Source organism: Methyloceanibacter methanicus, assembly GCF_001723285.1.
Taxonomy (GTDB): domain Bacteria; phylum Pseudomonadota; class Alphaproteobacteria; order Rhizobiales; family Methyloligellaceae; genus Methyloceanibacter; species Methyloceanibacter methanicus.
On the sequence record NZ_LPWG01000010.1, the window covers coordinates 225,339 to 237,227 of the forward strand.

Consider the following 11,889-nt stretch of genomic DNA (forward strand, 5'->3'; position numbering starts at 1 on the left):
GTCATTGCGGGCCGCGTACAACGGCCGAAGATGTATCGCTTTTTACGCCGTCCGCGAGCGCCGCCCCGATGGCGGCGACGAAAGGCGCAAGCGCCTCCGTGCGGTGGTGGATATGCGCGGGCAGTTCGGTCCAATCGTGGCCGGACGTATGTTCCGGCCGCCCCATCGCCCGGCAGTCGATCCAGACCGTCGTCATGCCGAGCGCGTGCGCGGTCTCAAGATTGTGCGGCAGGTCGTCGAAGATGGCCGCTTTTTGGGCCGTGACCCCGTGCGCGTTCACGAAGCGGTCGAACCCCTCCCGCGAAGGTTTGGGGTTCAGATATTCGAGCGCGTGAATGTCGAAAATGTCTTCGAACCGGTCGCGCACGCCGAGCCGCGCCGTGACACGTTCAGCGTGCTTGCGGCAGCCGTTTGTGAATACCAGCTTCCGGCCCGGCAGCGCATCGATGGCGGCGCCAAGTTCCGGCGAGGGGGCGAGCACGTCGAGATCGATGTCGTGGACGTAATCGAGAAAGTCGTGCGGCTTGATGCCATGCTGGCGGATCAAACCGGCAAGCGTGGTGCCGTGCTCGAAATAGTAGCGCTTGCGCAGCGCGTGCGCCTCGTCGAGCGAAAGTTCCAGCCTCTCGGCGATGAACGTTCCCATGCGGCGGTCGATCTGGGCGAACAGGTCGCACTCGGCCGGGTAGAGCGTGTTGTCGAGGTCGAACACCCAGGTTTCGACATGGTCGAAGCCGCGGCCAGCCGCCGCGGTCGCGCGCCCGCGAGTCATGGCTGCCTCATACGGTAGCCGCCGGGGCGCCGCCGCTCGATGAGCGTGCCGGCGCCGTGTTCGGTAAAGAGTTCGAGCAGGACCGAATGGGGCACCTTGCCGTTGATGATCACGACGGCTTCCACGCCCTCGGCGATCACGTCGAGGCAGCTCTCGATCTTGGGGATCATCCCGCCCGTGATGGTGCCGTCCGCGATCCGGTTGAGCGCTTCCGTCGTGGTCATGGACCGGATCAGCGCGCCGTCCTTGTCCAGGACGCCGTCCACGTCGGTGAGCAGCAGGAGGCGCTTGGCCTTGAGGGCCACCGCGATGGCAGCCGCGAACGTGTCCGCATTGATGTTCAAGGTCTCGCCCTCGGGGCCGACGCCAATCGGCGCCACCACCGGGATCAGGTCCGAGTGGATGATCACGTCGATGATGTGGGGCTCCACGAGACCGGGCTCGCCAACATAGCCCAGGTCCAGGACCTTCTCGATATTGGACAGGGGGTCGCGCACGCGCCGTTCGAGCCTGTGGGCCCGCATCAGATTGGCGTCCTTGCCGCAGATGCCCACGGCCTTCCCGCCCTGATCGTTGATGGCCGAGACGATTTCCTTGTTCACGGAGCCTGCCAGGACCATCTCGACCACGTCGACCGTCTGCCGGTCCGTGACCCTGAGGCCGTCCTTGAACTCGGACTTGATGTTGAGCCGCTCCAGCAGGCGACCGATTTGCGGCCCACCGCCATGGACCACGACCGGGTTCACGCCGGCCTGCTTGAGAAGCACCACGTCGCGCGCGAAATCCCGCGCAAGCTCCGGATCGCCCATGGCGTGCCCGCCATATTTCACCACGACCGTCTGGCGGTCGTAGCGCTGCATATAGGGCAGGGCCTCGGAGAGGATTTTGGCCTTGGCGTGCACCGAGCCGAGCGCCTCCGCCAGCGGGCCGGCATCCGCCGCTGTGGTCTGGCCCGAAGGCGGGTTGGTCTTCGTATGTGTCACGGGTGCGCTTATAGCGGCGGAAGGGCTCAGGGTTCAACGCCGTTCGGCGTGAGCCCCGCGATCGTGGCCCGCAATTCCGCGATCCCGAGCCCCTCGCGGGCCGAGGTGACGAGAAGATGCGGGAAGGCGGCCGGATGCTTGGCGAGCTCGGCTTCCGTCTTGGCGATCACCGCCTCCAGCTCGGACGTCTTCGGCTTGTCGGACTTGGTGAGGACGCCCTGATAAGAGACGGCGGCCTCGTCCATGAGTTTCATCGTCTCCCGGTCGTTGGCCTTGAGGCCGTGACGGGCATCGATCAAGAGGAACACCCGCTTCAGTTCCCGGCGCCCCTTGAGATAGTCCTCGATCAGCCGGGTCCAGCCCTTGACGGCGGATTTCGAGACCTTGGCGTAGCCGTAGCCCGGCATGTCCACAAGATAGGCGCCGCCAGTGCCGTCGGGGTCTTGCGCACCCAAAGTGAAGAAGTTGAGCTCGCGCGTCCGCCCCGGCGTCACGGAGACGCGCGCGAGCGTCTTACGCCCGGTGAGGGCATTGATGAGGCTCGACTTGCCCACATTGGAGCGCCCGGCAAAGGCGATTTCGGGCCGTCCGTCCTGGGGCAGCCCGTCGACGGCCACGGCGCCCAGCACGAAGTCGCAAGGCGTGCGGAACAGGGCTTCGCCGCGCGCTAGCTCTTCTGCGGATAGATCGGGCGTCTCGGTTGCGGTCACGGTGCTGGATTCCGGTTCGTTTCGCGCCATGCGGCCCTCCGCGCGGCAAACCGGGGCAACTTAGACCATCGACGACTTGATGTATTCCACGAGCTGGGTGACCACCGTGCCCCAGCCTTCTTCGAAGCCCATCTCTTCATGCTGCTTGCGGCCGGCTTCGTCGCGATGGAGGGCGATGGCTCGATAGCGCGTGCCGCCGTTTTCCTCATCCAGCAGCAGAAAGGCCGTGAAGAAAGGCTTTTCGGACGGGCGATAGCCCGGCAGCAGGGCATCGGTCCAGACCAACCGTTCTTCGGGGACGACCTCGAGATAGCAGCCCAAATTGGGGAACTCCTGACCCTCGGGCGAGCGCATGACCGAGCGGAACACGCCGCCGGGCCGCAGGTCGATCTCGCAGTCCGTGATCGTCCAGGGCTTCGGCACGAACCAGTGCTTGAGGTGCTCCGGGGTCGTCCAAGCCTCCCAGACGAGCCTGCGGGGCACGTCGACGAAACGGTCGAGTTGAAGATCAAGGCGTGGGTCTAGAGTCATCATTCGTCGGCCTCCTTCATTTTGACGAGATACGCATCGAGCTGATCCAGCCGCGTCTCCCAAAGGCGGCGCTGGCGTCCGAGCCAGTCCTCCGCGCAACGCAGCTGTTCCGGTACGAGAGAATAGGTGCGCACACGCCCCGTCTTCCGCGAGGACACGAGGCCCGCGCGTCGAGTGTCTTCATGTGCGCGACGAAAGACGGCAGGGCCATCTCGAACGGGGCGGCGAGTTCGCTGACGGACGAGGGCCCCCGGGTGAGGCGCTCCAGCACGCTGCGCCGCGTGGGATCGCTCAGGGCCCGGAAGACGCCGTCCACGGCGGCGGGGGGTGTCGTTGTGGCAAGCCCGGTCATTGTTTGTCGTCCCTCCCGCCCACGGATGGCAATCGCGTCCGGCACCGGGACGCTAGTGCGGAACAATACTTAGGTCAACACCTAAGTATTGTTCCTGAAAAGAGGCCCGGCCTTGAGGCCGGGCCCGTCAATTCGCAAGGGCGCTTACGCGGGACTTTCGCCGTCCGCCTCCCGATCCGCCGCTTTCGCTGCGGTCTTCTTCGCCGCCCGCTTGCGCGGGGCGCGTTTCTTCGGTGCTGCCTTCTTGGGAGCGGAAGCCGTTGCCTCGGCGCCGTTCGCGGCGTCTTCCGCCGTGTCCGTTGCATCGTCCGAGTCCGCATCCGCCGCCGTCTGCTTGGCGGCGCGCTCGGCCCGCCGGGACGCCTTGGCGCTACGCTTCTCCTCGGCCGTGACCCGGGCCGACTGCGCCTCCTCGGACTCGTCGCCGGGCTCGTGTGGCGGCTTGAAGCCGAGATTCTCGAGGAGCGGAATGTCCACGCCCTGACGCCACATGATCACCGATTGCTGGATGATCGAGAGGAAGTTGTTCCAGGCCCAATAGATCACGAGACCGGAGGGGAACGAGGCCAGCATGTAGGTGAACACCACCGGCATCCAGGAGAAGATCTTCTGCTGAACCGGATCCGGCGGGGCCGGGTTCAGCTTCATCTGGAACCACATGGTCAGACCCATGATCAGCGGCCAGGCGCCGACCATGAGGAACATGGGCGGGTCCCAGGGAATGAGGCCGAACAAATTGAAGACCGAGGTCGGGTCCGGGGCCGAAAGGTCCTTGATCCATCCGAAGAAGGGCGCGTGCCGCATTTCGATGGTGACGAACAGGACCTTGTACAGCGCGAAGAACACGGGGATCTGCACGAGGATCGGCAAACAGCCCGAGGCCGGGTTCACCTTCTCCTTCTTGTACAGGTCCATCATCGCCTGCTGCTGACGCATGCGATCGTCGCCGTAGCGCTCCTTGATCTTCTGCATCTCCGGGGCGAGCTTCTTCATCCGGCTCATCGAGACGTAGGACTTGTTCGCCAGCGGGAAGAGCACGAGCTTGATCAGCACGGTGACGATCAGGATCGACACGCCGAAATTGCCCACGAGCCTGTAGAAATAGTCGAGCGCATAGAAGAGCGGCTTGGTGAGGAAGTAGAACCAGCCCCAGTCGATGAGAAGGTCGAACTTGGGGATGTCGTAGGCGTTGGCGTAGCCGTCCACCACGTTCACTTCCTTGGCGCCCGCGAACACGTGTCCCGAGGTGCTCACCGTGGCACCTGGCGCGACCTCCATGGCATCCATCAGATAGTCGGTCTGGAAACGCGCGCTGCCGCCCGTGTCCGAGCCTGAGAATTTGGCCTCGAAGGGAATGTTCCGGGCCGGCACGACCGCCGTCGCCCAGTATTTGTCGGTGATGCCGAGCCAGCCGTTCTCGCTCTTGAACGTGGCTGGCGGGTCCTCGATGGCCGAGCTGTAGCTGATCTCCTGGAGGCCGTCGTCGACGACGCCGATCAGGCCCTCATGCAGAATGTAGAAGCCCTGCACCGCGGGCAATTCGTGGCGTGAGACGAGTCCGTAAGGATAGATCGTGACCGGCGCCGTGCCCGTATTCGTTACCTTGTCGTCGATCGTGAACATGTACTTGTTGTCGATCGAGATGGTCCGCGTGAATTTCAGGCCCTCGCCATTGTCATAGGTGAGGGTCACCGGCGTGTTCGGGGTGAGCGTGCCCTGCCCCTCGGCCGTCCAGAGCGTGTCGCCCGAAGGAAGCGGCGTCTTGTCCCCGCCGGCGCCCACGAAGCCGCGCTCGGCGTAATAGGCGTGGGGCCCGCCGGCCGGCGAAAGCAGGATCACCTGGGCGCTGTCGGGGTCGACGGTCACCCGGTAGTCCTTCAGCGTCAGGTCGTCGATCCGGGCGCCTTTCAGCGAAATCGATCCGCGGACGCTCGGGGTTTCGATGGCGACGCGCGGCGAGGCGGCGAGCGCTGCTTCCCGGGTCATGCCGGTGGGCGCGCCTTCCGGCTGCGGCGCCGTGCCGGCACCCGGGCGCGGGGCCTGGCTCACGCCCGAGGGGGCCGGGGGGCCCGCTTCGCTCGTCTGCTGGGAGGGCGCGGCCTGCTGCTGCTCCTTGGGCGGCGTCTTCGGCACGAAGAAGAACTGCCATGCGAAAAGCACGGTCATCGACAGCACGATCGCCAAGATGAAATTGCGGTTATTCTCGTCCATGTGCTGTTCGGGCCCGGTGGCTGTTGTCGTGCTCGGTTCGTGCGATCGGCGCTGGCCGAAGGGGAGTTGCGGCGCCGGTGGCCCGCGGAGGGCTCGTGCACCTTGATCAACGCGCGTTGAAGATCCTTGATCACCTCGGTGAAGGGCCGTTGTACCGCGCCCCCGCGCGCGATCAACACATAATCATAGCCTGCGCGGGCCCTGGAGGGCGCCGCCAAGCGTACGGCCTCCTTGAGACGCCGCCGCGCCCGGTTGCGAACCACAGCCCCGCCGAGGCGTTTCGTCGCGGTAAAGCCGAAGCGGGCCATTTCGGGGCTGGGCGTCGGGCGGGTGCGCCGCCGCGCCTGCAGGACGAGCGAAGGCGTCGCGAAGCGGGTTCCGCCCTTCACGAACACGAATTCAGACCGGGTCTTGAGACGTCCGATGGCCGTCACCGGGGGTGAGGCGGCTGGGACCGCCTAGGCTGACAAGCGCTTGCGGCCCTTGGCTCTGCGCCGCGCGATGACTTTGCGGCCACCCTTGGTGGCCATGCGCGCGCGAAAACCATGGCGCCGTTTGCGGACGAGCCGCGAGGGTTGATAAGTGCGTTTCACGGACTTTCTCCTGCCGTCCGTCCGCGCCGTTCACCATGGGAAGGCGGGCCTCGGAGGCAATAATGGTTCGGAGCGGCTTATAGGTGCGGCGGGCCGCCAAGTCAATCAATGGGACGACTTTTTGGGCTTTCCTGCCCCGGAATGGCGCTCCGAATGCTAACGAGGATGCGATCTCCCATCACGGGCGCTGACGGCGCATCACAAGGGCGCGACAGGCCATTCCCCCAAGCCTTTGCGAGGTCCTATCTATAGAGGGCCGGGAAAATAGGAGAGATTTCCCTCTGGAGGAGCGCCGGTTGGCATGGAGCACATCGAAGACATGACCCATGGGGCGGCAAATTGGCTGAAACGGCTTTGGCCGTTGTTGCTCCTGGTGGGCGTCGGCGGCCTGATCGTGGCCATGGGCTGGCACCGCTATCTGACCCTGGAGCATCTGGCGCAGAACCGCGAGAGCCTGCGCGCGATGATCGCCAGCCACTACGCCCTCGCTCTGGCCGTTTTCACGGCGGTGTACGCCGTTACGGTTGCCGTTTCGATCCCCGGCGGCGTCGTCCTGACCATCGGCGGGGGCTTTCTGTTCGGCTGGTTCCTGGGCGGTGTTCTCTCCATCGTCGGCGCGACCATCGGCGCGACGGCGGTCTATCTCGTCGCCAGGAGCGCCCTGCGGGACGTCCTCATCGCAAAGACCGGTCCGAGGCTGCAGCGCTTCGCCGAGGGTTTTCGCGAGGACGCGCTGAGCTACCTCCTGTTCCTGCGTCTGATTCCGGTCTTTCCGTTCTGGCTGGTCAATCTCGCACCGGGGCTGCTCGGCGTGCCGTTCTGGACCTACGTCGTCACGACCTTCATCGGCATCATCCCCGGAACGTTCGCTTTCGCATTGGCCGGAAACGGACTCGATAGCGTGTTCGATGCGCAGCAGGCGTCTTACGAATCCTGCCTTGCAAAGGCGGGGGAGGGCGGTCATGACTCCTGTGTCTACGGGATCGATCCGGGCGCGCTGCTGACCACGGACGTTATTGTCGCCGTCGTGGCGTTGGGCGTGGTGTCGCTCATTCCTGTCGTGGCGAAGAAGCTTCGGCGCCGGACGGTCTAAAGGACGCACACGCCTGACCGGCGCGAGGGGAAAAGGACAAGAATGGAAGAGGAGCTAACACCCGACCTCTGCGTGATCGGTGGGGGCTCGGGCGGCCTTTCGGTGGCCGCCGCCGCCGCTCAGCTCGGCGTGTCCGTCGTGCTGGTCGAAAAGGGGCTGATGGGCGGCGACTGCCTGAATTATGGCTGTGTCCCCTCCAAAGCCCTTCTGGCTGCCGCCAAGCGCGCCGATGCGGTTCGAACCGCTTCCACGTTCGGCATCGACGTTCTCGAAGCCCAGATCGATCACCGCGCCGTCCATGACCACGTCCACCGTGCGATCGCCAATATCGCGCCCAATGACTCGATCGAGCGTTTCACCGGGCTCGGCGTTCGGGTCGTCCAGGCGCAAGCAAGCTTCCTCGATAAGGACACGCTGGAGGCCGGCCCCGTGCTCGTGCGCGCGCGCCGTTTCGTGATCGCCACCGGCGGCACGCCGTTCGTGCCCGCGATCCCGGGCCTCGACGAGATCCCCTATCTCACCAACGAAACCATCTTCGATATCGGCGAACGGGTGCAGCACCTCATCGTGCTTGGCGGCGGGCCCATCGGGTTCGAGCTCGGCCAGGCGCATGCCATGCTCGGCGCCGAGGTTTCCATCTTCGACACCGGTGCCTTCCTGACCAAGGAAGACCCTGAAGCGGCGCGCGTTCTGCTCAAGCGGCTCGAGGAGTCCGGCGTGGCGATGTATCCCAACACGCGCGTCGAGCGCATCGAGCCCTCGGTCCAAGGGCTGGCGGTTCATTTTCACCACGGAACCGACAACGTCATCGTCAAGGGCTCACACCTTCTCGTCGCGACCGGACGCCGGCCCAATCTGAAGCCCCTCAGCCTCGACCGGGCCGGCATCGCGCACACCGATCGCGGCATCAAGGTCAGCGAGCAGCTCAAGACCTCCAACCGGAAGGTCTACGCGATTGGCGATGCGGTCGGCGGTCAGCAATTCACCCACCTCGCCAATTATCACGCGAGCATCGTGATCAAGAACGCGCTGTTCCGACTGAAGCCCGACGTGAGCGCCATGCCCATTCCGCGGGTGATGTATACCGATCCCGAATTGGCGCAGGTGGGACTGACCGAGGAGGAGGCGCGGAGCAAGTCGCGCCGGATCCGGATCTATCGCTGGCCGTTCGCGGACAACGACCGGGCCCAATGCGAACGGCGGACCGACGGCTTCATCAAGGTCATCACCAAGAAGGACGGCACCATTCTCGGCGTCACCATCGTCGGTCCCGAGGCGGGCGAGCTGCTGCAGCTTTGGATCGTCGCGATTGCGAAGGAAATGCGTATCGGCGACCTGACGTCGCTGGTCCTGCCTTACCCGACCTACTCGGAAATCTCCAAACGGGTGGCCTTCGCCTACTATCGGCCCTTGCTGAACAAGGGCTGGCTCCGCTGGATCATCGGTCTCTTGCGCAAGCTGGGATAACCGGCGCGAAGCGATCTTCGACGCGGGGCGCTGCGTAAGGAATATTGCCCCAATTGCGGATATGATGTCGGGAGGCGCCGGAGACTTCCCGAGGAAGCGGGCGCCGTGGACGGAACAAGCGAGCGACACCGGTGAACGATCAGACAGAGCGCAAGGGGCTTGCTGCCTCGCGGGTCACCCGGACCGTGGCCGGGCTGTCCACCAAGCTGCTGCTGCTGACCATCCTGTTCGTCATGGTGGCCGAGGTCCTGGTCTTTGTGCCGTCGGTCTCCAATTTCCGGCGGCAATGGCTGATGGAGCGGCTGCAGGCGGCGCAGATCGCCTCGCTTGCGGCGGAGGCGGCGCCGGGCGGTCGGCTTCCGGCCAAGCTGCGCGACGAGCTTCTCGACCGGGCTCGGGTCAAGGCGATCTCGGTGAAGCACGAGGATTCGCGCGCGCTCATCGTGCAAATGGATACGCCCGAGGAGGTCGACGCCTACGATCTCCGCAATGCCACCTGGGCCGCGCTGATCGGCGATGCCCTCATGGTCTATGTCGCCCCGGACAACCGCGTGATCCGCGTCGTCGGCGAGCCGGGCTTCAATCCCGGCGAGACCGTCGATGTCGTGATGGAGGAAGGGCCGTTGAAGGCGGCCATGCTGAAATACGGTCTCGACATTCTCGGCCTGTCGATTCTGATCTCCGTCATTACCGCGACCCTGGTCTTCCTGGCGCTCGATTGGCTGCTCGTGAAACCAATGACGCAGCTTACGCACAATATGGTGCGGTTCGCAGAGCAGCCCGAGGACCCGAGCCGTATCATCGCGCCATCCAAACGGCGGGACGAGATCGGTACGGCGGAGCGCGAACTGGCCGCGATGCAGAACGAACTCTCCCAGACGCTGTCGCAAAAGACTCGCCTCGCCGCGCTCGGTCTCGCCGTGAGCAAGATCAGCCACGACTTGCGCAACATGCTGTCGAGCGCCCAGCTCCTGTCGGATCGCCTGGCCGAAGTCAGGGACCCGACCGTGCAGCGTCTTGTGCCGAAGCTGATCGCCTCGCTCGACCGGGCCATTCGCCTCTGCGTGCAAACGCTGGATTTCGGTCAGGCCCAGGAGACGCCGCCAAAACGGATGCGCTTCGAGCTGGCGCCGCTGGTCAACGAGGTTGGAGACTCGCTCGGTCTGCCCCGCGAGGGCGAGATCGACTGGGACCTGAACCTGGAGGCGGGGCTCGAAGTCGAAGCCGACCGCGATCAGCTTTACCGGGTCCTCGCCAATCTCTGCCGCAATGCCGTGCAGGCCCTCGAGGCCGAGCCGGGCCGTTTCGGGGCGATCCGCGTGTTGGCACACCGGGACGGCGCGGTGGTGAGCATCGATGTTGCCGATACGGGGCCCGGCGTTCCCCAGCAAGCGCGCAAGCGGCTGTTTCAGGCGTTTCAGAGCGTGGCGCGTAAAGGAGGGTCCGGGCTCGGCCTTGCGATCTCGGCCGAACTCGTCATGGCCCATGGGGGGCAGATCGAACTGGTCAGCAACGAGGGCGGCGCCACATTCCGCATCACCATCCCCGACGTGGTCGTGGAATTGGATCGGGCGCGGCGCCGCCGCGCTTGAATGGCCTGAGAGGCCGTGCCGGAGACGGGGCTACTTCGTCTTCTCGGCCGGGACTGCGCTGCCTTCTTCCTGGCCGTCCTTGAAGGCAGTCTTGCTGTAGCTGTCCCCATCCTTGGTGATCTTCGTCACCCACCCATCGGACCAGGTGATCGTGACGGTGCTGCCCTCGTCCTTCCACGAGCCAGTCAGGTCGTCGCCGGCGCGATTGCCGCTGGCCGAGCCCTCCTCGTCGAGGGTCACCGTCATATCGTTGCCTTGGGTGTCCTTGGTCGAGTAGCTGCCGACAAAGCCGCTGCCGTCCGTGGCGGAATCGCCCTCGGTTGGCGTGTCGTCGCAACCGGCGAGCGTGAAGGCCAGGGCTACGGCGGCGAGCATGGCGGCCCATCTCGAAACGTATTTGGTCATCGTACTTCTCCCTTGACAGTTATGGGCACGAGTATAGCGGAAAAAACATGTCGGGTTTCTGTCGCTGTCGTGTTGGGCCGGAGCCTCTCACTCAAAGTCGCTCCAATCAACCGAGTCCTCGCTGACAAGCTCGTCTTTCATGGACGGGCCGTCTTCGTGGACGCGGTTTCTGTCGCCGCAGATGAGATAGTGCCATTCTTCGAGCGGTTCCCCTCTGAACACCATGCGATAGGCGCAGGTGTGGGGAAGCCAATTTAGCTGAGAGACATTCTGAGGCGTGATCTTGACGCAATCCGCGACCCTGGCTTTACGGTTTGCGTAGTCCGTGCAGCGAAGGCTATCCAAGCAAAGTAAGCGGCAGGCTGCATTGGACAGTACGATTTCACCCGTGTCGATATCCTCGGCTCGGATCTGGCAGCAGAGCCCACAGCCGTCGCAGAGGGATTCCCATTCTTGCTCGCTCATCTCGTAGAGAGGCTTGGCTAGAAAATCGGGCTGGTTCGTTGAGGACATTGTATTTTTGAGGCTCTCATATCCGGGAGTGTTGTGTAACAGCGTTTCAGACGATGCGAACATGGGGTTCGCCCGGCTTTGGACCTCTCTCGGAGCCAATTTGCGACAAGTTTGGCCGGAAGCTCTTGCTATCGATGTCCCTAGGTATTAGCTAGGCGGGACTTGAGGGCGCCGGTCACGGCATGCCTTTCATGCGCCGAGCCGCCAACTTGTTGCGGTTCTTGGGCTTTTGCGCCGGTAGCTCAGCTGGATAGAGCACCAGACTACGAATCTGGGGGTCGGGAGTTCGAATCTTCCCCGGCGCGCCAAACCTGAATCCCCCGCCGCGAAATCGCGCAAAGCCTTGAAGGGCAAGGTGGTTTCGGGGGTTCGAAAACCCTTCAAACGGTCATAGGCTATACGGCGCTTAAACGTGAGTCTGAGTAGGGTCTTGCGCAGGTCGGCGCGCCCGGAATCCCATAGAACACGCGGGTTTGCGAGGAAGTTGAAGGCAGTTCGAAAACTCTGCTCGAAGGGTTTGCGCGGGGTGCCGTTTGCGGCGGCTTTTTCGCTGAGCAGGGCCTTGCGGGCTGCAAGCTTTTCAATCTGCGTTTCATAGGCTTCGACGAGCGCGTCGCTGCTCGCTTCAACGATCCGTTCCAGGAGCTGGCCGATCTTGCCTTCGACG

At 64.3% G+C, this 11,889-nt stretch carries 13 protein-coding genes, 1 tRNA gene and 1 pseudogene; 4 read left to right on the plus strand and 11 right to left on the minus strand.

What is annotated here, in order from left to right; all coding sequences use genetic code 11:
• Nucleotide 1: 1 nt before the first annotated feature.
• The 9 genes and pseudogenes from AUC68_RS06040 to rpmH form a co-directional block, all read right to left on the minus strand.
• Complete coding sequence (locus AUC68_RS06040) at nt 2-772, minus strand: pyrimidine 5'-nucleotidase (RefSeq protein ID WP_069436796.1); 771 nt, start codon at nt 770-772, stop codon at nt 2-4.
• Nucleotides 769-1,632, minus strand: coding sequence for an acetylglutamate kinase (gene argB, locus AUC68_RS06045; protein ID WP_083240520.1), 864 nt, complete (start codon nt 1,630-1,632; stop codon nt 769-771). Before argB ends, AUC68_RS06040 begins: the two co-directional genes overlap by 4 nt.
• A 149-nt stretch (nt 1,633-1,781) precedes the next feature.
• The gene (gene yihA, locus AUC68_RS06050) at nt 1,782-2,495 is read right to left on the minus strand and encodes a ribosome biogenesis GTP-binding protein YihA/YsxC (RefSeq protein ID WP_083240471.1); all 714 of its coding nucleotides are present in this window, start codon (nt 2,493-2,495) and stop codon (nt 1,782-1,784) included.
• 30 nt (nt 2,496-2,525) lie between these two features.
• The gene (locus AUC68_RS06055; protein ID WP_425283213.1) at nt 2,526-2,999 is read right to left on the minus strand and encodes an SRPBCC family protein; all 474 of its coding nucleotides are present in this window, start codon (nt 2,997-2,999) and stop codon (nt 2,526-2,528) included.
• The gene (locus AUC68_RS18320; protein WP_342027467.1) at nt 2,996-3,130 is read right to left on the minus strand and encodes a hypothetical protein; all 135 of its coding nucleotides are present in this window, start codon (nt 3,128-3,130) and stop codon (nt 2,996-2,998) included. The genes AUC68_RS06055 and AUC68_RS18320 overlap by 4 nt, the downstream gene beginning before the upstream one ends.
• 95 nt (nt 3,131-3,225) lie before the next feature.
• Nucleotides 3,226-3,348, minus strand: a pseudogene (locus AUC68_RS18325) (transcriptional regulator); the annotation flags it as partial.
• 144 nt (nt 3,349-3,492) lie between these two features.
• Nucleotides 3,493-5,559, minus strand: a complete 2,067-nt coding sequence (yidC, locus tag AUC68_RS06065) for a membrane protein insertase YidC (protein ID WP_069436797.1) — start codon at nt 5,557-5,559, stop codon at nt 3,493-3,495.
• Entirely contained in the window at nt 5,511-5,993 is a 483-nt protein-coding gene (rnpA, locus tag AUC68_RS18620) for a ribonuclease P protein component (RefSeq protein ID WP_083240472.1), read from the minus strand. Before rnpA ends, yidC begins: the two co-directional genes overlap by 49 nt.
• A gap of 24 nt (nt 5,994-6,017) precedes the next feature.
• Nucleotides 6,018-6,152, minus strand: coding sequence for a 50S ribosomal protein L34 (gene rpmH / locus AUC68_RS15695; protein WP_083240473.1), 135 nt, complete (start codon nt 6,150-6,152; stop codon nt 6,018-6,020).
• 301 nt (nt 6,153-6,453) lie between these two features.
• Between rpmH and AUC68_RS06070 the strand changes: the two genes are divergently transcribed.
• From AUC68_RS06070 to AUC68_RS06080, 3 genes are all read left to right on the plus strand, one after another.
• Nucleotides 6,454-7,245 carry a TVP38/TMEM64 family protein gene (locus AUC68_RS06070; protein ID WP_069436798.1) on the plus strand — a complete coding sequence of 264 codons (792 nt, stop codon included), beginning with the start codon at nt 6,454-6,456 and terminating at the stop codon, nt 7,243-7,245.
• Between the two features lie 42 nt (nt 7,246-7,287).
• Nucleotides 7,288-8,712: a dihydrolipoyl dehydrogenase family protein gene (locus tag AUC68_RS06075; RefSeq protein WP_069436799.1), complete on the plus strand. Its 1,425-nt coding sequence runs from the start codon at nt 7,288-7,290 to the stop codon at nt 8,710-8,712.
• Nucleotides 8,713-8,843: 131 nt separating this feature from the next.
• Entirely contained in the window at nt 8,844-10,304 is a 1,461-nt protein-coding gene (locus tag AUC68_RS06080; RefSeq protein WP_069436800.1) for a sensor histidine kinase, read from the plus strand.
• A 30-nt stretch (nt 10,305-10,334) separates the two neighbouring features.
• Here the strand turns inward: AUC68_RS06080 and AUC68_RS06085 are convergent, their stop codons facing one another.
• On the minus strand, nt 10,335-10,709 hold the full coding sequence (locus tag AUC68_RS06085; protein ID WP_069436801.1) for a hypothetical protein: 375 nt from the start codon (nt 10,707-10,709) through the stop codon (nt 10,335-10,337).
• A gap of 87 nt (nt 10,710-10,796) precedes the next feature.
• Nucleotides 10,797-11,285, minus strand: a complete 489-nt coding sequence (locus AUC68_RS06090) for a YcgN family cysteine cluster protein (protein WP_244500412.1) — start codon at nt 11,283-11,285, stop codon at nt 10,797-10,799.
• Between the two features lie 168 nt (nt 11,286-11,453).
• On the opposite strand from AUC68_RS06090, the gene AUC68_RS06095 reads away from it, so the two are divergent.
• Nucleotides 11,454-11,530, plus strand: a tRNA-Arg gene (locus AUC68_RS06095).
• Nucleotides 11,531-11,889: the final 359 nt, after the last annotated feature.

Excerpts from the sequence above, each read along its gene's own strand:
- AUC68_RS06075 (WP_069436799.1), top strand. The coding sequence starts at position 7,288 with ATGGAAGAGGAGCTAACACCCGACCTCTGCGTGATCGGTGGGGGCTCG.
- AUC68_RS06085 (WP_069436801.1), bottom strand. The coding sequence starts at position 10,709 with ATGACCAAATACGTTTCGAGATGGGCCGCCATGCTCGCCGCCGTAGCC.
- yidC (WP_069436797.1), bottom strand. The coding sequence starts at position 5,559 with ATGGACGAGAATAACCGCAATTTCATCTTGGCGATCGTGCTGTCGATG.
- AUC68_RS06070 (WP_069436798.1), top strand. The coding sequence starts at position 6,454 with ATGGAGCACATCGAAGACATGACCCATGGGGCGGCAAATTGGCTGAAA.
- AUC68_RS06055 (WP_425283213.1), bottom strand. The coding sequence starts at position 2,999 with ATGATGACTCTAGACCCACGCCTTGATCTTCAACTCGACCGTTTCGTC.
- AUC68_RS06040 (WP_069436796.1), bottom strand. The coding sequence starts at position 772 with ATGACTCGCGGGCGCGCGACCGCGGCGGCTGGCCGCGGCTTCGACCAT.
- argB (WP_083240520.1), bottom strand. The coding sequence starts at position 1,632 with ATGCAGCGCTACGACCGCCAGACGGTCGTGGTGAAATATGGCGGGCAC.
- yihA (WP_083240471.1), bottom strand. The coding sequence starts at position 2,495 with ATGGCGCGAAACGAACCGGAATCCAGCACCGTGACCGCAACCGAGACG.
- AUC68_RS06090 (WP_244500412.1), bottom strand. The coding sequence starts at position 11,285 with ATGTTCGCATCGTCTGAAACGCTGTTACACAACACTCCCGGATATGAG.